Consider the following 20,631-nt stretch of genomic DNA (forward strand, 5'->3'; position numbering starts at 1 on the left):
GACTGTTTTAGTCCGAGGTGAATGCCCGACACTCACGCTCCATGCGCCAGAAGCAATCCTCTTCACCCACAATACTCAACCCCTGGCGCTGATACAGCCTTCTTGCCGGGTTGGTCTTGAATACGGTCAAGCGTAACAAGCCCAGGCCCTCGGTATGTGTCTTGAGCGCCATCTGCTCCAGCACCCAACTGCCCGCCCCCTGCTTGCGGCAGCACTCCAGCATGTGCAGCTCGCGGATATACAACGCCTTTTCGTCGCGACTCAGGCTGACAAACCCCATTACGCCATCATCGTTGCACACCAGCCAGTTCTCGCGACCCGCCCACGCAGTATCAAAGCCGGCGTTGGACCACAACAAGCCGTACTGCAAGTAGTAGCGGTTCATGGCTTCATAGGTAAGGCTTCGGGCAAAGGGCAGATCCTGGTCCGTCGCCTGGCGCAAGTGAAACGTCATTCAGAGGGCTACCACTTGGCCAGTCCACAAGCCGCCTTCGCGGCGGGCGATCACCAACGCGTCGCCGACACCGGGCGCAGCGGCAAGCAAATTGCCATCTGCGGTCCAGACCGCGCTGCGGCCTGCACAGGTCCAGCCACCCGAAGGGCCACCATGATTAGCCATCAGTACCAGCATGCCATGCTCGGACGCATACCCTTGAAGCAGCGCGCTGTCCGCCGCGTAGCCACTCTCGCTGATCAGCACGCCGGCGGCATATACCGTGGCGCCCGATTCCGCCGCCAGGCGTGGGTGACTGGCGTGGGAAAAGTCCGCGCACACCGCCAGCGCAATGCGCTCATCTTCCCAATCCAGGATCTCGCCACCCTGCCCGGCCGTAAATGCCAGCTCTTCTCCAGAATGCAGATGCTGCTTGGTGTAGACGCCAATTGAACCGTCCGCTCCCAGCACGAGCGCACCAATCAGTACACCCGACTGTGGGGCCAGCCGCACCGGCATGCCCACCACAGCTGTCAAACGCAACTCCCGCGCCATTTCACGCAACGGAGCCAATACATCACTCTCCAGGGCGATAGCCAGGTCCGCCGCCAGGAATGGTTCATAGCCAGTCAGCGACAGTTCCGGAAACACCAGCCATTGCACACCGTGCTCGGCCGCAGCCTGCATCATGACCAGGTGCCGTTGGATATTGGCCGCAACATCGCCCGCAATGGAAAGGGTCTGCGCCGCAGCAAGGGTCAAGGCAGTCATGGTCGCGTCCTGGCAATCATTGTTTAAGTGTCATCAGCATATCGGCACACACCCATAGCCGTAAGTCCCCCCACGCAATAGAAATTACTGATTGAATCCAACCGTACGCCTCTAGTAAGCTCCCCCCAACATTTGGAGAGCTAATCATGTCGCAACTCACCCACACTCAGGTTTGCCCTGCTGCCAGCGCCTTGCGCTCGGTGTCGGCTACCCGCGTGAACGGTTCGAGCGCACTGGCTGGCTTTTATTTTGGGTATTGGTTTAGCCACTGGCGCGCCTGATACCTGAAATCGGCGCCCACTACTCAAGGGGTCGCCTACCAGAGAAATCTAAACCCCCGGTCGGCTCCCCGACCGGGGGTTTTGTTTTTTCAGCCTCTTTTTATTTTGTTTGATCAAGAACTTAAAGGAACCGCGCCATGAACTACGCCACTTATTACCGCTACGACACTTGCACTGCATGGCGATTTAGCCAGCTCCGTTCGGGACAGCCTGCCGCCTCCGACCGGTCACCTCTTGGTGGCAAGCCAACACGTACAGCCGATACGGCCAATTGTCGAACACCCCAGTAGGCCAAGCGTGCGGGAATCGCCCGCCGCTTGCCCAGGAAGCCTTGAATATGAACTCCTCCGTCGCCGCTTTGCCCGTCTCTGCCCTGAACAGCGCCAATGAAGCCCTGACCCAGCGCCTGCCCAGCTCCCTGGAGCTCAAGCATCAGTTGCCCCTCAGCCCGTTCCTCAATGAACAGATCCACGCCCATCGCCAAGCTGCGCGCGCCATCCTCAATGGCGAAGACTCACGCTTACTGGTGATTGTCGGCCCGTGCTCGATCCACGATCCGGAATCGGCCATGGAATACGCACGCAACCTGAAGAAGCTCGCGCTTGAAGTCAGCGACCAGATGCTGCTGGTAATCCGTGCCTACGTCGAAAAACCCCGCACCACCATCGGTTGGAAAGGCCTGGCCTACGATCCGCACCTGGATGGCAGCGATGACATGGCCGCCGGCCTGAGGCTCTCGCGGGAGCTGATGCGCGAAATGCTGCGCCTGGGCCTGCCGGTCGCTACCGAGCTGCTGCAACCCATGGCCGCCGGCTACTTCGATGACCTGCTCAGTTGGGTCGCGATTGGTGCACGCACCACCGAGTCGCAGATCCACCGCGAGATGGCCAGCGGGCTGGGCATGCCCGTGGGTTTCAAGAACGGCACCGACGGCGGTGTCGCGATTGCCTGTGATGCGATGCGCTCTGCCTCACACCCCCATCGCCACTTCGGCGTCGACAGCCAGGGCCATCCGGCGATCATCCAGACCCCGGGCAACCCCGACACCCACTTGGTGCTGCGCGGCGGTCATCGTGGGCCGAACTACGAGGCGCAAAGCGTCGCCCAGATCAAGCATGACCTGGCCAAGTCCAAGGTGGCAGCCCGGATCATGGTCGATTGCAGCCATGCCAACAGCGGCAAGGACCCGTTGCGTCAACCGGCAGTATTCAACGAGGTACTGGAGCAGCGCTTGCAGGGCGATACATCGCTGATCGGCATGATGCTTGAAAGCCACCTGTTCGAGGGTTGCCAGCCGTTGAGTGCGTCGATGAAATACGGCGTATCGGTGACCGATGGTTGCCTGGGGTGGGACGCTACCGAGCAGCTGCTTCGCAGTGCGGCAGAGCGCTTGCGCGAACACCACAAGGCTGCAGATTGACGCAGGGCAAATGTGGGGCGTGCCCTGATGTCAATCAGTTAGGGCTCGCTCCTACAGGATGGGCCAGCAGATTGCCGCCCTGGAGCGTGGCCATCGCTTGACCCGCCCCAAGGGCATCGCGCCGATGTGGGACTAGGCCCCGGCCACCGGCATACGGGACAACTCCCGCAGCCACGGCAATACCCGCAGGCCTTGACTGGCCTCGGGTGGGTCGATGATGTCCATGAAGTGTTCGAGATTGAGGTTATCCGGCATCCCGGGCAGGCGTACCCGCAGCCCTGGCATTACGCCCGTGGGTGCATTCGATTGCGGGTGGTCATAGACCAGCACATGGCGCACTTGGGCCTGAGCCCCACAGGCATGGGCCATCAGCCTCGCGTTGATGATCAGTACGTCGAAGGGCTCGGCCGGAATGGCGGTCAGAATCTGCACCTCTTCAAGCGTTTGCACCGGCACAATCCGGTAATACCCCAACTGGTTGAGCATTTTCTCGATGTATAAACGTTGCAGATGCTGCTCATCGGCAATCAGGATAGTCAGTGCTTTGTTCGGCATGGCAAACCCCTGGACAGGCTGTGCTCGGCAGTGAGCGCGACCCATTTTCCAGACATATGCCGACGACAAAATCAGGCATATTCCCCCTTCACGTAGGAGTTCTCCCAAATTCCCCGAATGGTGATCAACCGCAGTCAAGGCTGATTGCAATAAACGCTCAGGCCATGATGCAAGGTATCAATCGCTTCACCCACGTCCTCGACCGTCGACCCCAATGACTGACGGTCCTGCTGTTCACACACCTGCTCCAATGCCTCACAACAGCTGATCAACCCGTAAGCCTTGACCATCCGCGCACCGCCTTTGGCGCGATGGGCCAGGTCGTGCAGCTTGGCGAAGTCTGCCTGGCTTTGCAGCGGGAACAGCAAGGCACGATCGGCCTTCAGGCTCTCGAGCAACGGCGCCAGCAACTCGATAAGTGCGGGGCGGTCATCCCCTGTCAGCGCAATCAGGGTACTTAAGTCAAAAGCCGCCAAGCGCAGCGGGGCAGGGTCGGCCGCGCGCGACGCCAACGCTGATCGCAAATCGTCAAGCCCGGTAGGCTTGAACAGACAGCCATCCATGCCTGCTTGCCGACACCGTTCGGTTTCTTCCGGTTGTGCGTTGGCGGTGAACCCCAACAGCAGGCAAGGCGACAATCCCCGCTCGCGTTCTTGTGCACGGATATCCTGTGCCAATTGATAGCCGTTCTTGTAGGGCATATTGCAATCGGTAATGACGCAATCGAACTGACCACTGCGCCACTGTTCGAGCCCCTGTACACCATCCTCGGCGGTGATGATGCGGTGCCCGAGGAAGCTCAATTGCCGGCCCAGCAACAGACGGTTGGCCGGATAGTCGTCGACCACCAGAATGCTCAGCGCACGGTTCGGGGGGGCCAGGTCTTCCCTTGGCGCAACTTGCGCGGGCGCTACGTTGGTCATGGCCAATGCCAACGCCACATCCACCCGGGTGCCCTGCCCCAGCACACTGTTCAAGTGCAGTTGGCCACCCATCATTTCGCACAAGTTGCGGCTGATCACCAACCCCAGCCCGGAACCGCTGCGCGCCGACTGCTCGTTGTTGCTGCCCTGGATAAAGAGGCTGAACAATCGCTGCTGGTCTTGGACACTGATACCAATGCCGGTGTCCTGCACCCACAACTGCAAGCGTAATCGCTCCCCCTCCAGGCTTGCCTTGGCCCCAAGTGTTACCTGGCCATTGGCCGTGAATTTAATCGCATTGCTCAGCAGATTCGACACCACCTGCTTGAAGCGTAGCGGGTCGACCAGCACCACCCGATCAATCAATGGGTCAAGTTCAACCTGCAGCGCCAGCCCCTTGGCCCGCGCCAACCCTTCGAACACGCGTGCCACCGATGCCAGCAGTTCTTGCAAGTTGGCTGGTTCAAGGGCCAGGGACAAATGCCCAGCCTCGATTCGCGCGATATCAAGGATATCGCCGATCAATTCCAGCATGCCGCGCGAGGCCACCGACGCCACCTCCAGCGCATCCCGGTCGGCGCGCCCCTGCTCGGCATTTTTCAGGGCCAGCTCGATCATGCCGATCACGGCATTCATTGGCGTGCGGATCTCATGGCTCATGGTGGCCAGAAAGGTCGTCTTGGCTCGGCTGGCCGCATCGGCATCGTCCTTGGCTTCCTGCAACTGGCGAAGCAGGCGTTGCCGCTCGCTCACATCCACCCAGCCGGCAATCATGCCCACCACCTTCTCGTCGCCATCGCGGTACGGCAACATCCACTGGTAAATCGTCAGGATCTCGCCACTGGGCACCTTGAGTATCCGATCATGAATCTGCGGCTCGCCACCGGCCATCAGGCGTAGATAATCCTCATGAAACGACTGGGCCTGGGGCAGATTGTTGGTGTCGGTTTCCACCACGGTCCTGCCGATCACGTCTTCGAGCTTGTAGCCGAAAACGTCAAGATAAGCGTTATTGCAGGCCATCAGCCGCCCTTGGCGGTCGCGCACATAAATCGGGTGCGGGGTGCCGTCAATCAATACGCTCATGAACCGCATCTGGTCGCTCAGCGCCCGCTCGGCCTGCACGCGTTTATGAATCAGGCTGCGCAGATAGATGACCCAACCCAGCGTGATCACCAGCAAGAGTGCCGCCAGCCCGAAACCCTGGAGAATGACGTTGCGATGGCGCAACCAATAGCTGTCCTCGATGATGATCTCATTGCGCCAATGCCCGATCAGCTCGTCCATCTCTTGCGGCGTGATGCTCAGCAGCGCCTTGTCCAGGATCGAATAAAGCTCCAATTGACTGCGATTGACCCCGAATGTCACGCGTGCCGGCTCGGTGCCGACGGTACTGGCAATACGCAAACGGTCGCGATAATCCCGGGCAATCAGATAGCGCGCACTGATCAGCGAGTTCACCGCACCGTCGGCGTCGCCTTTGGCCACCAACGCCATGGCTTGCTCCGGGTTTTCCACGTCCACAAACGCGATGCCGGGAAAATTCTGCGTAATCTCATCGTGCAAGCCGTTACCGGTCACCATCGCCAGGCGTTTGCCGAGCATATCTTCCAGGGTGGCCGGGCTGTAGTCCCCACCACGTGTCACCAGCACAAAGGGGTTGGTGAGGTAGGGCCGGGTAAACCGCACCTTCTCGGCGCGCACGACACTGGGGGTCACGACCGCCAGCATATCCGCCGTGCCCGCATTGACGATATTGATCTGGCGCGGTAACGAGGTGCCCGGCACCACATCGAACTTCAAGCCGGTACGCAAGCTGATACGCGCCAACACCTCGGCACTCAACCCTTCGAACTGCCCTTGATCATTGATGAATGACAGCGGCAGGAAGTTGTTCAGCACTGCGACCTTGACCCGTGGATGCTTCTGCACCCAGCGCTGCTCACTGGCACTCAGTTGCAACCGATCAACGCCGACGATACCGAGGTTGCCCCCACTCCAACGACGCAGGATTTCCATCTGCTCACTGGCAGGAATCGCCTCCAGCGCGGCGTTGAGGATGGGCAATAGACGTGTATTGTCCCGAGCCACGGCGAAGGCAAACGGGTTGACTTCCAGGGTCGAAAAATCGGCCATGCGCACATTATTGAGGTGGTTACGGTTGATCAGGTAATTGGTGCTGATGGCGTCGCCCAGATACACATCGGCACGACCAAATGCCACGGCGCCGATGGCTTCGAAGGTCGACGCAAACAGCTCCAACTGGGCATCGGGGTAAAAGGCGCGTACAGCGTCGGGCTGCATGTAGTGATACAGCATCGCCACACGCTTGCCCGCCAGGTCGTCACTCAACACCTGGCTTTCACCGGTGCGGGTGACCAGTGTCGGTTGATCATTGGCGTAGGAGCGAGACAAATGCAGTTGCGGGTCGGCCGCTTCGTAGCCGTTGGCAGACCCGAGAAAATCCACGGCCCCCTGTTTGAGGGCTTCGATCACTTCATCGCGGGTGTCGTAGCGCCGGACTTCGATGGAGATATGCAGGGCCTGGCCGATCAGTGCGGCAAAATCGGCAGTTATGCCTTCGAGTTCGTGGTTGTTATTGGTCAGGTCAAACGGCGCGTAATCGGGGGCGGAAACCCCCATCAACAGCGTGCGCCGCTCGCGCAGCCAACGCCAATCAGCCTCGTCCAGCGTCACTTCGGGAGTTTCGATATGAGAATGCCCCAGCAGGCGCAAAGCGTGGGGCTCGTCAAGGGCCACCGCGATCAGGGGTAACAGGCTCATCCAAAGGATCGTGGCGAACCTCGTAAACGCGGTGGTGATCATTTCAGATCAGATGGTTGCGCTGGGCAAACTTGGATAAATGCACTACCGAGGACATACGCAACTTCTCCTTGAGTCGAGTCTTGTAAGTGCTGATGGTCTTGTGACTCAACAGCATCTGCTCGGCAATTTCCTTGTTGCCCAGCCCCAGGGCCAGCATTTGCAATACGGTCAACTCACGGTCAGACAAGCACTCGATCATCTGTCGTTCCGTTTCCTGCAGGTCGTCACGGCGTACCGAACTGGTCGGCAAACTTGGGAAGCAACTGTAGCCCGACATGATCGCCTTGATGGCCTTTTGTAACTCATCCAACTCGCCGGTCTTGGCCACAAACCCCATGGCTCCGGCGCGCATACAGCGTGTGGAAAAGAACACTGCAAGGTAAGAGGTGAGCACCAAGATGCGGCACGGCAGGCCCTGGGTCTTGATGCGGTGGATCACTTCCAACCCACCCAGCTTTGGCATTGCCAGGTCGAGGATGATCAAGTCCGGGCGCTGTTCCCTCGCCAATTGCATGGCATCTGCACCGTCACCTGCCTGATAAATGTCGTCGAACCCTTCCAACTGCAGCAGATGCTTGACCGTTGCACGGATAAACGGATGATCATCCACAATTAATGCTTTGCTCATAAACTTCCCTATACGGACAAAATACCCTTACACATCACATCGGACCTTGGTACCTGTGAGAAATAACAGTTCCGACCAACGGCACTGCGCAAACTCAGAAAGATAACCAAGCGATGCCTGGCCCATTCAATTGCAACACCACACTTACAGCAGCCGGGCCTGATGGGCCCATCTGCTGTAAGTGCCCAACCTTAGCAATGCATAAATATTTAGATTGAAGGGATAATCCGGACTGTTTGTAGGATTTTTCCACGATCAAGTTTAGCCGCTTGTGGCATATCCATAACGTTCAGTCCGTGGTACTCGGGCTCCAGAACGCCTGTACCACCAGGGTCGAGGTCGAGATGCGCGCCACCAGTGCATCCAGCTCGTCGCCATCGACCGACGTCGCCGCCAGGGTGGCCTCGATTTCCACTTCTTCGCTGCCGAACGGTCGCACGTCGACATCGCTGGCCGGGTAGTTGCAGCGGGCCAACTCGGCTTCCAGCAACACCATCACTGCCTGTTGCTGACTGCGCCGCGCAATCACATAGAGGATGTTGGTAACCTCCGCCGACACCACGTCCAACGGCTGGCGGTTTATGTTATTGACGATCGGCCGCAGCAAGGTATTGGCCGCCAGCACAAACAGCGTGCCCAGCAACGCCTCGAGGATCAGGTCGGCACCCGCGCAAGCCCCCACCGCCGCCGAGGCCCAGAGGGTCGCGGCGGTGTTGAGCCCGCGCACATTGCCTTCTTCACGCATGATCACACCGGCCCCCAGGAAGCCGATGCCCGAGACCACATACGCAACCACCCGTACAGCGCCTTCCGCGCCGCCCAGGCGGTTGGCCATATCGACGAAAATCGCCGCGCCGACCGCCACAAGTACATTGGTGCGCAAGCCGGCGGTGCGCTGGCGGTATTGGCGCTCGAAGCCGATCAGGCCACCGAGAATAAACGCCGCGGTTAGGCTGACCACCGTGTCGATCAGGGAATTGAGGTTGATATTGTTGATTGCCTGCATAAGAAAATCTCCATGAATGCAGCAGCACGTTGGAACCACCATGGATCCGCTGGGAACTGACTTGCCTGCGAGGGCGGTGAGTATTTACATAATTTTTGGCACGCCGCTGGACATGTGGGAGAGGGCTTGCCCCGATGGAGGTGGGTCAGCCAACATCATGTTTGCTGGGCTGACGTCTTCGCGGGCAAGCCCCCTCCCACAGGGTTTTGCGGTGTTGCATGGAGCGTATTACTGCCAGCCAAACCGGCGGATATAAAAGCCCTTCACCGCCTGGGTCAGCGCCATGTACGCCAGCAGAATCACCGGCAGAAATACGAAATACAGCGACGGCAGCGCCTGCAATTTGAAGTAGTGCGCCAGCGGCCCCATCGGCAGGAAGATCCCCACGGCCATGATCACGCCGGTCATCAACATCAACGGCAGCGCCGCACGGCTTTGCAGGAACGGGATTTTCGGGGTACGGATCATGTGCACGATCAGGGTCTGGGTCAGCAGCCCCACCACGAACCAGCCGGATTGGAACAGGGTCTGGTGGTCCGGGGTGTTGGCATCGAACACATACCACATGAGTGCGAACGTGGTGATGTCGAAGATCGAGCTGATCGGCCCGAAAAACAGCATGAAACGCCCCACCTCCCCTGGCTGCCAGCGTTGCGGCGTGGCGAGCATTTCGTCATCGACGTTATCGAATGGAATCGCAATCTGGGAGATGTCATACAGCAGGTTCTGCACCAGCAAATGCATTGGCAGCATCGGCAGGAACGGGATGAACGCGCTGGCCACCAGCACCGAGAACACGTTGCCGAAGTTGGAGCTGGCGGTCATCTTGATGTACTTGAGCATATTGGCGAAGGTACGCCAACCTTCCAGCACGCCCTCCTCCAGGATCATCAGGCTCTTTTCCAGCAGGATGATGTCAGCCGCTTCCTTGGCGATGTCCACCGCGCTGTCCACCGAAATACCGATATCGGCCGTGCGCAATGCTGGTGCGTCGTTGATGCCATCGCCCATAAAGCCCACCACATGCCCGTTGGCCTTGAGCAGGCGCACGATGCGCTCCTTGTGGCTGGGGGTGAGCCTGGCGAACACATTGGTGGTTTCCACGGCCTGGGCCAGTTCGGCATCGGTCATGGCTTCGATATCGTTGCCCATCAGCAAGCCTTGTTGCGCAAGACCCACTTCGCGGCAGATCTTCGCCGTGACCAGTTCGTTGTCGCCGGTCAGCACTTTCACCGCCACGCCATGGGCTTTCAGGGCCTTGAGGGCGGGTGCGGTGCTTTCCTTGGGCGGGTCGAGAAACGCCACATAGCCGATCAGGGTCAGGTTGTTTTCATCCGCCAGGCTGTAGGTGTCACGCCCGGCCGGCATCGGCTGCGCCGCCACCGCCACCACACGCAGCCCTTCCTCGTTAAAGGCCGCGGTCACCTGGCGAATGCGCGCCAGCAGTTCCTCGCTCAGGGCTTCATTGACGTCGCCGTGGCGCACGCTGGTGCACACCGACAAGATCTCCTCCACCGCGCCCTTGCAGATCAGCAGGTGCGGCTGGTCTCGCTCGGCCACCACCACCGACATGCGGCGGCGGTTGAAGTCGAAGGGGATCTCATCGACCTTATGGAACGCGGTGCCGACTTTCAGCTCGCGATGGATTTCCACGTGTTCGAGCACCGCCACGTCCAGCAGGTTTTTCAGGCCGGTCTGGTAGTAGCTGTTGAGGTAGGCCATTTCCAGTACGTCTTCGGACTCCTCACCCCACACGTCCACATGGCGCGCCAGGAATATCTTGTCCTGGGTCAGCGTGCCGGTCTTGTCGGTGCACAGCACGTCCATGGCGCCGAAGTTCTGGATCGCGTCCAGGCGCTTGACGATAACCTTCTTGCGCGACAGGAATACCGCGCCCTTGGCCAAGGTCGAGGTGACGATCATCGGCAGCATTTCGGGGGTCAGGCCCACGGCGATCGACAGCGCAAACAACAGCGCCTCGGTCCAATCGCCCTTGGTGAAACCGTTGATGAACAACACCAGCGGCGCCATTACGAACATAAAGCGGATCAGCAACCAGCTGACCTTGTTGACCCCGTGCTGGAACGAAGTGGTTGCGCGATCAGTGGCCGTGACACGTTGGGCCAACGCCCCGAAATAGGTGCTGTTGCCGGTGGCCAGGACCACTGCGGTGGCGGCGCCGGACACCACGTTGGTGCCCATGAACAGAATGTTCTCCAGCTCCAACGGGTTGCGGGTATGGGCATCCTGCTGATGGGCGAACTTCTCCACCGGCATGGATTCACCGGTCATCGCCGCCTGGCTGACGAACAGGTCCTTGGCGCTGAGCACGCGGCAGTCTGCGGGAATCATGTCACCGGCCGACAACACAATCAGGTCGCCCGGCACCAGTTGCTTGATCGGCAGTTCAATACGCTTGGCGGCATCGCGGCGCAGTACGGTGGCGGTGTTGCTCACCATGGCCTTCAAGGCGTCGGCCGCCTTGTTCGACTTGGCCTCCTGCCAAAAGCGCAACAGGGTCGACAGCACCACCATGGAAAAAATCACCGTGGCAGCCTTCATGTCCTCGGTCAGCCAGGAGATCACTGCCAGTAACGTCAGCAGCAGGTTGAACGGGTTTTTGTAGCAGTGCCACAGGTGCACCCACCACGGCAGCGGCTGCTCATGCTCGACTTCGTTGAGGCCGTATTGCACACGCAGGGCGTCGGCCTCCTGGATAGTCAGCCCCGCCGAATGACTGCCCAGCACACCCAGCAACTGCATGGCACTGCCGTTGGCCGCAGCCACCAGGGTGTGCGCCAGGTTTGGCGGGACTTCGCGGCTGACGCTGGCGTCGGTCACGGTTTCGAGCATTGCCAGCCGGCGAAAATGCCGGGCGATATGCCGGGTCCGCAGGAAGCCGGCGAAGAACTCTTTGAGCAGCGTGAGGTTCATGGTGTTACTCCTGCGCGAGGAAAACCCGTCGTGCAGGTACTGCCCATCCGCACCGCGCCCGTCACACAGGCACAGCCGAACCTGGCCCGCCCACCGTAAAAAAGGCAGGCGCGTCCGTAGCATCCCGAAGTTACCCAGGTGCTGGTCAGCGTCGATGAGAGGGATTCAGGCAGGCGCCAGGACGGGCTACTGCCGGGATGCCGCTTCTCGCTTTTTCAGGCGAGATAACGGCATCTGGAACATGCGCGTTATCTTGCCAAGTATGCGCCGGTTACCGAGACCGGCCGACAACTGTCACTCGAACAAGTACCCACTGAGGGTCTCCGCTATTGATGAAAACGCGCGAAGCTTACGCCGCGATGTTGGCAGAGTAAACCGTAGGAAAGTGCCCGCATGGAGAATAAGAAAATTCTTCAGGATGGGTTCAGGAATCCCTTTCTCAACCACACCGCCAAGCAAATGTGGGAGGGGGCTTGCCCCCGATGACGGTGTTTCAGCTACTAATTCATCGCCTGACACACTGCATTCCTAGACAAGCCCACTTGGGCTCAGCGATGCATACTCCTTAATCAACAACTTTGAGCCGCACTTTGGCGCCGTCTGGCAACTCCTTAATCTCCAGCGCCAAATCACCGCAAAACCGAATCTGCTCGACGTGATCAATACAACGCACATTGCTCATGTCATATTCACCACCCAACACCGGCGAAATCACGAAATGATAGACCTTGCCCGGTGCCAACCGGCCCAACACCTTCTCGGCCTGCTCCACCATCGGTTGCAAATACCAGCCGTGCAGAAACGCCTGATCCTTGGAGACGTCATCCAGTGCTTCACGCGTCTGGGCGATGATTTCGCAAGAGAGGGCCTCCGGACATAACCGCCAATAACGCGCCTGCCCGTCCTTGATCATCAAATTACCAAACGCCGTGAGACCTACAACTTCGATGGGGTCAATACCAACCCATCCCCAGCTCTCGCGTATCGCCTGAATCATCTCCATACCGCCTCCTTGCAAATCAACGTTTCAATCATCCCGCGTCAGCACTTCCAGCAATTCAATCTCGAAACGCAAATTACTGTTGGGCTTGATATGCGCGCCCATGGAACGCTCGCCATAGGCCAGGTGCGCTGGCACATACAATGTACGTACCCCGCCGACCCGCATCCCCATCAACCCCTGGTCCCAGCCCTTGATCACGCGACCGGTGCCAATCACGCACTGGAACGGCTTGCCCCGCTTCCACGACGAATCGAACACGGTGCCATCTTCCAGGGTGCCGGTGTATTGGGTGGTGATCAGCGCGCCCTTGACCACGGTTTTTCCAGTGCCCGGGCGGATGTCGGTGATCTGCAGTTCGTCGTTGCTCATGGGGGTCTCATTGAAGGCATCAAAGGCTAGGGTTTTCCCAGAATCGGCTGGGTTTGGCAAGTGTAGGAACAGTCGGAACAATGACATTTCCCTTTAACTTGAAGGACGTTTCCGAGAGAATCCCAACCGCTTGCGCCGCTCACATTGCGTGGCTAGTCTTCGTCGGTCACTGCCAATTCAGTGACTCGGGGTTTGGTAGACCGCGAATGATTAGGCGCTAAGCGCCCCCTTCTGCAAGGCGCTTTTTTTCGGCCCTGCGTTATGGTGGCCGTGCGCAGGGCACCTTCGGGTGCACCGGGTCCTAATCACCGGTCTACCAATCTGCGTACGGCCACCACCCTAAAAGTCGTTTGGTAGCGATGGTGGTGGCCTTCTAACTTAGATTAGGAGTCAAACCATGGAAAAGCTCGTCCCCGCACCACCCGCCCCAGAACTGCAATTCTTCGCCACCACACCCGACCTCAGCTTCGAAGACGCCCTGGCCCATGCCAGCAGTGTATTGCGTTGCGCAGCCGTTGCCGCGCAGACAGCGGGTGAGCAGTTGGATGGCACTTCCCGCACCCTGGTGATTTCGGTCATGCACCTGGTGGAAATGGCCAGCGTGATGGTGGACCGTTCGCTGGAATGCATACTGCCGCGTTAATGCAAAACTAAATGTGGGAGGGGGCTTGCTCCCGATGGCGGTGCATCAGTCACACTTCATTGGCTGACAAGCTGCTATCGGGAGCAAGCCCCCTCCCACATTTAATCTGCCTGCATCCAGAAGTCGCTGTGTCGGCCTTTACAACCAATGCCAGAACCGGCTCCAGAACCCGCGTCCCAACTCATCCTTGCACCCGGCATATTGCCGTGCGTACAGCTGCGAACGCGCCTGCACCTTGCTCGCCACCGGTAGCAGCCAGGCTTTGCTGGCGTAGGTGCGCTGGCGGTAGCCACCCCAGCCTTCGTGGTAGTTCAGGTATTGGCCGTAGGCGTCGTATTTGTAGACGCCATTGATGGTGTAGGTCTTGTCCATGTACCAGCCGATAAAGTCGATGGCGTCGTCAAAATCTTCGCGGTCAGCACCGCTGCGGCCGGTGCTTTTGCGGTAGTCGTTCCACACTTCATCCTTGGCCTGGGCGTAGCCGGAAGCGGTGGACACGCGGCCCCAGGGGATGATCCACAGCAGGTATTTACGCGGGGTCTTGGCGTCGTAGCGAAAGCCCGACTCCTGATACATGATGGCAAGCGGCACCTGGATCGGCACGCCCCAACGCTTTTGCGTGACTTTGGCGGCGTCGTACCAGTCATCTTTTTCGCGGAAGATGCCGCAGATGTCGTTGGGCGTGCGTGGCGGCGAGGTGCCGCACGCCGCCAAGAGAGAAGTGAGTAATAACAGTCCTACGGTTTTGCCTGCGCTCAAGGGGCACCTTTGCGGGATACGGGTAAAATGCCAGCATTTTACGCGCTCAGCCAGTCGGCGTCCTTGTTGTGGGCGTTTTTATGCCAAGGGCATGCGGTGGCTTGTCAGGAAGAAACGCCCGATAAAGAAGATCAGGTTCAGGCGCATATGGACCACGTCCACCAGTGCATTCGTACTGCTCAGCGGTCAATTGCTCTGCACTATCCTGATGCCGGGTGGTCGTATTCCCATGCGCCCAGCCCCTACAAAAACTCGCGCGTTTTCTATTTTGGAGCAGTCATGACCCAGGATGTCCTTGCCAAAGAAACCAACCGCCGTCAATTGCAGCAGATCATTTCCGGGCTGTCCGACGGCGTGATCCTGGCCGAGGTCGACCAGACCATCCTCTGGGCCAACGAAGCGGCACTGGCCATGCATGGGGTCAATGAAGTCGAGGAGCTCGGCACCAATACCGAGGCGTACGCCAAGCGTTTTGCCCTGCGCTATCGCAACAATCATCCGTTACAACTGGACAGCTACCCCTTAAGCCGCGTCGCGACCGGTGAAGAATTCAGCGATGTGGTGGTGGAAGTCACCCCTGCTGCCGATGAAAGCCGTTGCTGGGTACATCGCTTACGCAGCCTGGTGCTGACCGACTCCAAGGGCGAGCCGGAGCTGCTGGTGTTGATCCTCAGCGACGCCACCGAATGGGCCAGCGCCGAGCAGCGCTTCGAGAAAACCTTCAACGCCAATCCGGCGCCCGCAGTGATCTGCCGCCTCAGCGACCTGCGCTACATCAAGGTCAACCAGGGTTTTCTGGAGATGACCGGCTACAACCGCGACCAGGTCATCGGCAAGTCCGTGTATGAACTGGATGTGCTGGAACAGGCCGAGCGCAAGGACCTGGCCATCCAGCGCCTGGGCGAAGGCGCGACCATCCCGCAGATGCAGGCCGAGCTGAAACTGCCCGAAGGCGGCAGCAAACTGGTGATCGTCGCCGGCCAGCCGTTGGATATGAACGAGGAAGATTGCATGCTGTTTTCCTTCACCGACCTTGAGCCCCGGCGCAAAGCGGAAATTGCCCTGCGCCAGAGTGAAGAACGCTTCGCCAAGTCCTTCCGCCTGACGCCGGTACCGACCCTGGTGTGCAGCGCTGACAACCGCCAGGTGGTGGATATCAACGAAGCCTTCATGAATATGACCGGCTACATCAGCGAGGAGCTGATCGGCAAGGCCATTGAAGACATCAACTTCATCGACAGCCCCCAGGCTGGCGCGCAGTTGTTCGCCACCCTGGAAAAAGCCGGCAACCTCGACGGCCAGGACCTCAAGGTGCGCAAGAAAGGCAACGAGGTGATCGACTGCGTGGTGTCCGCCGACACAGTGATCATCCAGGATGTGCCCAGCTACCTTCTGGTGATGATGAACATCACCGAACGCAAACGCTCCGAACTCGAGCTGGTGGCGGCTATCGAGGAAGTGATGCAGGACGCCTCCTGGTTCAGCCAGACCTTGATCGAGAAGCTGGCCAACGCCAAAAGCGTCAACAGCCCCAACCTGCCGAATGTGGCCTTCACCGACCTGACCGCCCGTGAGCGCGATGTGCTGGGCCTGATCTGCGAGGGGCTGGCCGACAAGGAAATCGCCTCGCGCCTGAAGCTGGCGCCCAATACCGTGCGCAACCACGTGGCTACGGTGTATTCGAAGCTGGGCGTGCACAGCCGCAGCGCAGCCATCGTCTGGGCCCGTGAACGCGGGCTTTTTGCCGGGGAACTGCGCCTTAAAAACAAGTCCTGAGCATGCAAATGCACTAGTTCAACTAGTGCGAATTCGCCTTATTGAGCGGGTAAGCAGGCAATAACCTTTTAGGGATCGTATTTATGCCCTGAAGGAACCCGCATGTTTACCCTCTCCCAACTGCGCAACTGCATCGAAGAAGGCCTGTCACCGCTGACGTGCGAATTCACCCTGTGCCGGGATGCGTCATTGACCCTCAAGGTCTACGACGCCGAGACCGGCCGGGTCGACCTGGTGGTCACCGGCATCAGCACTAACCGCCTGCAGACTCCACAAGAAGTGGAAAAGATGGTGGATGAGCTGCGTTACGAGCTGCAGAGCAACAACGTTGGCAAGCTCACCCTCGATGATTTGCCTTCATCGACGCGGCAATAAACAGAACACCTGCAAAGCAGCAGGTGGTGGTGGTGCCGGGATTATTTCTTCACCGGGGTGATCTCAAGGATCGTGCCGTTGGTGGTCTTGAGCAGCACGAACTTGTCGCCTACCCGCGCCCACTGATTATCATCCCCCGGAGCCTTCAGACCGCGTTTTTTCCAATCGCTGACCGCCGACTCCTTGCGCATCAGCATATCCGGCGCGCGGTCACCTTCTTTCAGGTCCCGGGCATTGATATTTGAAGGTTGCACGGTTTCCTGAGGGGTATCACCGGCCTGCACGACAAAGCTGGCGGTGGACAGGCCGGCGGCGACCAGCAGGCAGGCGGCTAGGGTTTTAGACTTCATGGGTGCTCCTTCAATTAATGGTGCGTACCCAGTGTCCGACCGCAACGACGCAGAATCATTCAGCCTGCCTACCTTGCAGCAAGCTCCTACCACAAGGTAGTAGTCACTGCGCAGGTGTGCCTTGGTGAAACACCATCCGCCACTGCCCTCGCTCTTCGCGCCATACCGAACTGCGCAATGAATCGCCCACGCCTTGCCGATGACCGCGATAGGTCACCAGTGCCACGTTGGCGCTGAGCATTTTCAGCGCAAATTCAGTCATACGTCGCTCGGAAAACACCTCATCCTGCAACCCGGCAATCACCTCGGCCTTGCTGCCCCAGACAGCGCCACTGGCACCAAACTCAACAAAATCATCCGCCAGCAGTTGCCCCAGCCGGTGCGCATCCGAGCGCGTCGTACACGTCTGAAGTTCCTGTTCCAGCGCGAATAAATGCGCCTCGAGTTCCATCACCATTGCCCCCGTGAAATTAATCCTGTAATTTTTCATGAAATTATCCAATACAAATTTCATGACCCCACAAGAAGAACTCGCCACCCTCGCAGCGCTGATCCACGACCTGCGCAAGCACAAGAAGCTCACCCTGGCCCAACTCGCGCAAAAAATCGAGCGGTCGGTGGGTTTCCTGTCCCAGGTCGAACGCGGCTTGTCGCGCCCAACCGTGGCCGACTTGACCGCTATCAGCCACGCACTTGATGTGCCCACCACCTATTTCTACAGCCTGCCCAAACCCAAGGCCGTGGACTGGGTCACCCGCCCCAACGAGCGGCGCACGGTGTATTACGCCAATGGCATCACCGACATCCTGGTGTCGCCGAGCATGAACGGCGCGTTTTCGATGCTCGATAGCCTGCTGGCTCCCGGTGCCAATAGCGGTGAACAAAGCATGAGCGACCGCGCCGAACAGGCCGGCTTTGTGCTGGAGGGCGAACTGACCCTGTGGGTGGACGGTGAGGCCGACCCGGTCACCCTCGGCCCCGGCGACAGCTTCCACCTGGCCAGTTTCGCCCACTGTCGCTACGCCAACCTGACCGACCTGCCCGCCCGCGTCCTGTGGGTCTACAACTAGGAGCTGCACCCGTGAAAAGCCATTCCTCCACGTTGCTGGCCGAAGTACGGACCTTTCGCCAGAACCACCCCGACGTGCGCTATGTCGACCTGATCGCCCTGGACATCCCCGGGCATTTCTACGGCAAGCGCTACCCGGTGGAGATGCTTGAAAAAGTCGCCGCCGGCAGCCCATTGAAGTTGCCGCAGAATGCCGTGTTACTGGGGGCCCAGGGTGGGTTGTTCAAGATCGGCGACTACTGCTTCAACGACGGGGACCCGGACGCCAATCGGCGACTGGTGCCCGGTACGCTCAAGCCGGTGAGTTGGGAAGCGCAGCCGCTGGGGCAAATGCTCATCACCTCGGACGGCACCGAGGCACCGATTGAATTCGAACCCCGCGAAGTTCTGGCCAAGGTATTGGAACGCTTGCAGCACAAGGGCATTCACCCGGTGGTGGCGTTTGAACTGGAGTTCTATCTGTTCGATAAAAAGCTCGAAAACGGCCTGCCGCAATTTGCCCGTGACCCGCTGAGCGATGATGCCGATGACCAGCCCAATCTGCATATCGAACGGCTCTCGCGTTTCAGCGAAGTGCTTGACGACATGGCGCAGACCGCCAAGGCCCAGGGCATCGACATCACGGTGATCACCGCCGAAATCGGCCCTGGCCAGTTCGAAATCAATTTCGGCCACTGCGACGACGGCCTGCGCGCCGCTGATTGGGCCGCCCTGTTCTGCCGCAGCACCCGTGGCGTGGCGCTCAAGCACGGTTACCGCGCCAGCTTCATGGCCAAACCCTACCTGCAATTTCCCGGCAGCGGCATGCATGTGCATGTCAGCCTCTACGACGCGGCGGGCAATAACCTGCTCGCGGCTCATCAGCAGCAGGCGCTGCGCCATGCGGTGGCCGGTTGCCTGGAGTTGCTGCCCCACTGCATGCCGATCTTCTCGCCCAACCACAACGCCTTCCGCCGCCTGGGTGGCACAGTCAACGCCGCGACACGTGCCAGTTGGGGCTTTGAAGACCGTGACGCCTGCGTGCGCATCCCCGAGTCCGACCCGCGTAACCTGCGCATCGAACACCGCCTGGCCAGCGCCGATGCCAACCCGTACCTGGTACTGGCGGCGATCCTGGTGGGGCTCGAACACGGACTCGAAACCAAGCGTGAGCCCATCGCGCCGCTGAATGAGGACCGCAGCAGCGGCACCGACTTCCCGGTGGAAATGCTCGACGCCGTACGCGTCATGCAGCAGCAACCGATAGTGCGCGATAAGCTGGGCGCGGAATTTGTCGATGTGTATTGCGAAAACAAACGCCAGGATCACCTGGCTTTTCAGCAGGAAATTCATGCGCGGGAATACCGCTGGTTTCTCTGACTCAACCCCATGGAAGCACCGATGACCGACCAAAGCGCCCCGGCCCTCAAGGAACTCTTCAACGTCGAACGCCTGCAACACATCGCCACCGAGATGAGCGCGGTGTACCCGGCATTCGATGCCAGGGGCTTTCTCACGCACGCCACAGCCGGGCTGGACGAGTTATCGGTGATGCAACGCATGGCGCGGGTCAGCGAGAGCCTGCACGCGGTGATCCCTCTGGATTACGCGCAAACCCTCAAGCACCTTTACGCCCTGGCGCCGCGCATCAACAGCGGCTTTGTCAGTCTGTTTTTGCCGCATTACGTGGCGAGCTATGGCCTGGGTGATTTCAAGCGCTCCATGGCCGCGTTGAAATTTTTCACCACCTTTGGCTCCTCCGAGTTCGCCATTCGCCACTTCTTGCTGCATGACTTCGAGCGCACGTTGACGGTGATGCAGCAATGGTCGCTGGAGGCCAACGAACACGTACGCCGCCTGGCCAGCGAAGGCTCTCGCCCTCGCCTGCCATGGTCGTTTCGCCTGGCCAACGTGCAAGCCAATCCCGAGCTGTGCGCGTCGATCCTGGATAACCTCAAGGCCGACAGCAGCCTCTATGTGCGCAAGTCGGTGGCCAACCACCTCAATGACATCACCAAGGACCATCCAGGCTGGGTGCTCAGCCTGATCGAAGGCTGGGACCTGAATAACCCGCACACTGCCTGGATCGCCCGCCATGCGTTGCGCAGCCTGATCAAGCAAGGCAACACCCGCGCACTGACGATCATGGGTGCCGGGGCCAAGGCCGAGGTGACCATTGACCAATTGAGCATCACCCCGGCGGCGATTCGCCTGGGCGAGCGGATCAACCTGTCTTTCAACCTGACATCCACCGCTCCCCAAGCGCAAAAACTGGTGGTGGACTACGCCATCGATTACATAAAGAGCGCCGGCCATAGCGCGTCCAAAGTGTTCAAGCTCAAAGCTTTTACCCTGGGCGCAGGCGCACGGCAGCGCATCAACCGCGAGCAGCACATCCGCGAATTGACCACGCGCAAGCACTATCCCGGCACACACCGGGTGCATGTTTTGATCAACGGAGAGCGCATCGCCAGCGCGGAATTTGAACTGCTAAAACCTTGACATGAATCAAACAAAAGGCTCTAGCACGG

Annotated in this window: 19 protein-coding genes; 7 read left to right on the forward strand and 12 right to left on the reverse strand. The window is 59.4% G+C overall.

The genetic code is table 11. The annotated features are described in order from the left end of the window. Positions 1-7 precede the first annotated feature (7 nt). Both BLU48_RS14195 and BLU48_RS14200 read right to left on the reverse strand, forming a co-directional pair. Positions 8-454, reverse strand: a complete 447-nt coding sequence (locus tag BLU48_RS14195; protein ID WP_057024172.1) for a GNAT family N-acetyltransferase — start codon at positions 452-454, stop codon at positions 8-10. Then, positions 455-1,204: a carbon-nitrogen hydrolase family protein gene (locus tag BLU48_RS14200; RefSeq protein WP_057024173.1), complete on the reverse strand. Its 750-nt coding sequence runs from the start codon at positions 1,202-1,204 to the stop codon at positions 455-457. Positions 1,205-1,822: 618 nt separating this feature from the next. Between BLU48_RS14200 and BLU48_RS14205 the strand changes: the two genes are divergently transcribed. Continuing rightward, on the forward strand, positions 1,823-2,905 hold the full coding sequence (locus tag BLU48_RS14205; protein ID WP_057024174.1) for a 3-deoxy-7-phosphoheptulonate synthase: 1,083 nt from the start codon (positions 1,823-1,825) through the stop codon (positions 2,903-2,905). 132 nt (positions 2,906-3,037) lie between these two features. On the opposite strand, the gene BLU48_RS14210 is transcribed toward BLU48_RS14205, so the two are convergent. The 7 genes from BLU48_RS14210 to BLU48_RS14245 all read right to left on the reverse strand — a co-directional run bounded on the left by BLU48_RS14210 (position 3,038) and on the right by BLU48_RS14245 (position 13,149). Further along, positions 3,038-3,460: an ANTAR domain-containing protein gene (locus BLU48_RS14210; protein ID WP_057024175.1), complete on the reverse strand. Its 423-nt coding sequence runs from the start codon at positions 3,458-3,460 to the stop codon at positions 3,038-3,040. A gap of 134 nt (positions 3,461-3,594) precedes the next feature. Further along, complete coding sequence (locus BLU48_RS14215) at positions 3,595-7,209, reverse strand: transporter substrate-binding domain-containing protein (protein ID WP_172833422.1); 3,615 nt, start codon at positions 7,207-7,209, stop codon at positions 3,595-3,597. A gap of 1 nt (position 7,210) precedes the next feature. Then, on the reverse strand, positions 7,211-7,837 hold the full coding sequence (locus BLU48_RS14220) for a response regulator transcription factor (RefSeq protein WP_043050228.1): 627 nt from the start codon (positions 7,835-7,837) through the stop codon (positions 7,211-7,213). A 289-nt stretch (positions 7,838-8,126) separates the two neighbouring features. Continuing rightward, a complete protein-coding gene (locus BLU48_RS14225) occupies positions 8,127-8,843 on the reverse strand; it encodes an MgtC/SapB family protein (protein ID WP_057012224.1) in 717 nt (238 codons plus the stop codon). Between the two features lie 228 nt (positions 8,844-9,071). Beyond that, positions 9,072-11,777 carry a magnesium-translocating P-type ATPase gene (gene mgtA / locus BLU48_RS14230; protein ID WP_057024176.1) on the reverse strand — a complete coding sequence of 902 codons (2,706 nt, stop codon included), beginning with the start codon at positions 11,775-11,777 and terminating at the stop codon, positions 9,072-9,074. A gap of 565 nt (positions 11,778-12,342) precedes the next feature. Continuing rightward, positions 12,343-12,780, reverse strand: coding sequence for a T6SS immunity protein Tdi1 domain-containing protein (locus tag BLU48_RS14240; protein ID WP_057024177.1), 438 nt, complete (start codon positions 12,778-12,780; stop codon positions 12,343-12,345). Between the two features lie 24 nt (positions 12,781-12,804). Then, positions 12,805-13,149, reverse strand: a complete 345-nt coding sequence (locus BLU48_RS14245; protein ID WP_057024178.1) for an FKBP-type peptidyl-prolyl cis-trans isomerase — start codon at positions 13,147-13,149, stop codon at positions 12,805-12,807. Positions 13,150-13,546: 397 nt separating this feature from the next. Between BLU48_RS14245 and BLU48_RS14250 the strand changes: the two genes are divergently transcribed. Beyond that, positions 13,547-13,792, forward strand: a complete 246-nt coding sequence (locus tag BLU48_RS14250) for a DUF6124 family protein (protein WP_057024179.1) — start codon at positions 13,547-13,549, stop codon at positions 13,790-13,792. A gap of 138 nt (positions 13,793-13,930) precedes the next feature. Here the strand turns inward: BLU48_RS14250 and BLU48_RS14255 are convergent, their stop codons facing one another. Beyond that, positions 13,931-14,551, reverse strand: a complete 621-nt coding sequence (locus BLU48_RS14255) for a transglycosylase SLT domain-containing protein (protein WP_057024180.1) — start codon at positions 14,549-14,551, stop codon at positions 13,931-13,933. Between the two features lie 279 nt (positions 14,552-14,830). Here BLU48_RS14255 and BLU48_RS14260 point away from each other — a divergent pair, with 279 nt between their 5' ends. Further along, the gene (locus BLU48_RS14260; protein ID WP_057024181.1) at positions 14,831-16,327 is read left to right on the forward strand and encodes a PAS domain S-box protein; all 1,497 of its coding nucleotides are present in this window, start codon (positions 14,831-14,833) and stop codon (positions 16,325-16,327) included. A 102-nt stretch (positions 16,328-16,429) separates the two neighbouring features. Then, positions 16,430-16,702, forward strand: a complete 273-nt coding sequence (locus BLU48_RS14265) for a DUF1652 domain-containing protein (protein ID WP_043050215.1) — start codon at positions 16,430-16,432, stop codon at positions 16,700-16,702. Between the two features lie 41 nt (positions 16,703-16,743). Here the strand turns inward: BLU48_RS14265 and BLU48_RS14270 are convergent, their stop codons facing one another. Beyond that, entirely contained in the window at positions 16,744-17,052 is a 309-nt protein-coding gene (locus BLU48_RS14270) for an RcnB family protein (protein ID WP_046071989.1), read from the reverse strand. Between the two features lie 103 nt (positions 17,053-17,155). Continuing rightward, complete coding sequence (locus BLU48_RS14275; protein ID WP_231989045.1) at positions 17,156-17,542, reverse strand: nuclear transport factor 2 family protein; 387 nt, start codon at positions 17,540-17,542, stop codon at positions 17,156-17,158. A 22-nt stretch (positions 17,543-17,564) separates the two neighbouring features. Here BLU48_RS14275 and BLU48_RS14280 point away from each other — a divergent pair, with 22 nt between their 5' ends. Genes BLU48_RS14280 through BLU48_RS14290 form a run of 3 tightly spaced genes read left to right on the forward strand, consistent with a single transcriptional unit; the run spans position 17,565 to position 20,602 of the window. After that, entirely contained in the window at positions 17,565-18,122 is a 558-nt protein-coding gene (locus tag BLU48_RS14280) for a helix-turn-helix domain-containing protein (protein ID WP_046071987.1), read from the forward strand. Between the two features lie 11 nt (positions 18,123-18,133). Then, a complete protein-coding gene (locus tag BLU48_RS14285; protein WP_057024183.1) occupies positions 18,134-19,480 on the forward strand; it encodes a glutamine synthetase family protein in 1,347 nt (448 codons plus the stop codon). A 21-nt stretch (positions 19,481-19,501) separates the two neighbouring features. Continuing rightward, positions 19,502-20,602 carry a DNA alkylation repair protein gene (locus BLU48_RS14290; RefSeq protein WP_057024184.1) on the forward strand — a complete coding sequence of 367 codons (1,101 nt, stop codon included), beginning with the start codon at positions 19,502-19,504 and terminating at the stop codon, positions 20,600-20,602. Positions 20,603-20,631: the final 29 nt, after the last annotated feature.

This window comes from Pseudomonas synxantha, assembly GCF_900105675.1.
GTDB classification, from domain to species: domain Bacteria; phylum Pseudomonadota; class Gammaproteobacteria; order Pseudomonadales; family Pseudomonadaceae; genus Aquipseudomonas; species Aquipseudomonas synxantha.

What these genes read in the sequence shown, in the direction of transcription:
- BLU48_RS14195 (WP_057024172.1), bottom strand. Translation starts at nt 454, where the DNA reads ATGACGTTTCACTTGCGCCAGGCGACGGACCAGGATCTGCCCTTTGCC.
- BLU48_RS14200 (WP_057024173.1), bottom strand. Translation starts at nt 1,204, where the DNA reads ATGACTGCCTTGACCCTTGCTGCGGCGCAGACCCTTTCCATTGCGGGC.
- BLU48_RS14205 (WP_057024174.1), top strand. Translation starts at nt 1,823, where the DNA reads ATGAACTCCTCCGTCGCCGCTTTGCCCGTCTCTGCCCTGAACAGCGCC.
- BLU48_RS14210 (WP_057024175.1), bottom strand. Translation starts at nt 3,460, where the DNA reads ATGCCGAACAAAGCACTGACTATCCTGATTGCCGATGAGCAGCATCTG.
- BLU48_RS14215 (WP_172833422.1), bottom strand. Translation starts at nt 7,209, where the DNA reads ATGATCACCACCGCGTTTACGAGGTTCGCCACGATCCTTTGGATGAGC.
- BLU48_RS14220 (WP_043050228.1), bottom strand. Translation starts at nt 7,837, where the DNA reads ATGAGCAAAGCATTAATTGTGGATGATCATCCGTTTATCCGTGCAACG.
- BLU48_RS14225 (WP_057012224.1), bottom strand. Translation starts at nt 8,843, where the DNA reads ATGCAGGCAATCAACAATATCAACCTCAATTCCCTGATCGACACGGTG.
- mgtA (WP_057024176.1), bottom strand. Translation starts at nt 11,777, where the DNA reads ATGAACCTCACGCTGCTCAAAGAGTTCTTCGCCGGCTTCCTGCGGACC.
- BLU48_RS14240 (WP_057024177.1), bottom strand. Translation starts at nt 12,780, where the DNA reads ATGGAGATGATTCAGGCGATACGCGAGAGCTGGGGATGGGTTGGTATT.
- BLU48_RS14245 (WP_057024178.1), bottom strand. Translation starts at nt 13,149, where the DNA reads ATGAGCAACGACGAACTGCAGATCACCGACATCCGCCCGGGCACTGGA.
- BLU48_RS14250 (WP_057024179.1), top strand. Translation starts at nt 13,547, where the DNA reads ATGGAAAAGCTCGTCCCCGCACCACCCGCCCCAGAACTGCAATTCTTC.
- BLU48_RS14260 (WP_057024181.1), top strand. Translation starts at nt 14,831, where the DNA reads ATGACCCAGGATGTCCTTGCCAAAGAAACCAACCGCCGTCAATTGCAG.
- BLU48_RS14265 (WP_043050215.1), top strand. Translation starts at nt 16,430, where the DNA reads ATGTTTACCCTCTCCCAACTGCGCAACTGCATCGAAGAAGGCCTGTCA.
- BLU48_RS14270 (WP_046071989.1), bottom strand. Translation starts at nt 17,052, where the DNA reads ATGAAGTCTAAAACCCTAGCCGCCTGCCTGCTGGTCGCCGCCGGCCTG.
- BLU48_RS14275 (WP_231989045.1), bottom strand. Translation starts at nt 17,542, where the DNA reads ATGAAAAATTACAGGATTAATTTCACGGGGGCAATGGTGATGGAACTC.
- BLU48_RS14280 (WP_046071987.1), top strand. Translation starts at nt 17,565, where the DNA reads ATGACCCCACAAGAAGAACTCGCCACCCTCGCAGCGCTGATCCACGAC.
- BLU48_RS14290 (WP_057024184.1), top strand. Translation starts at nt 19,502, where the DNA reads ATGACCGACCAAAGCGCCCCGGCCCTCAAGGAACTCTTCAACGTCGAA.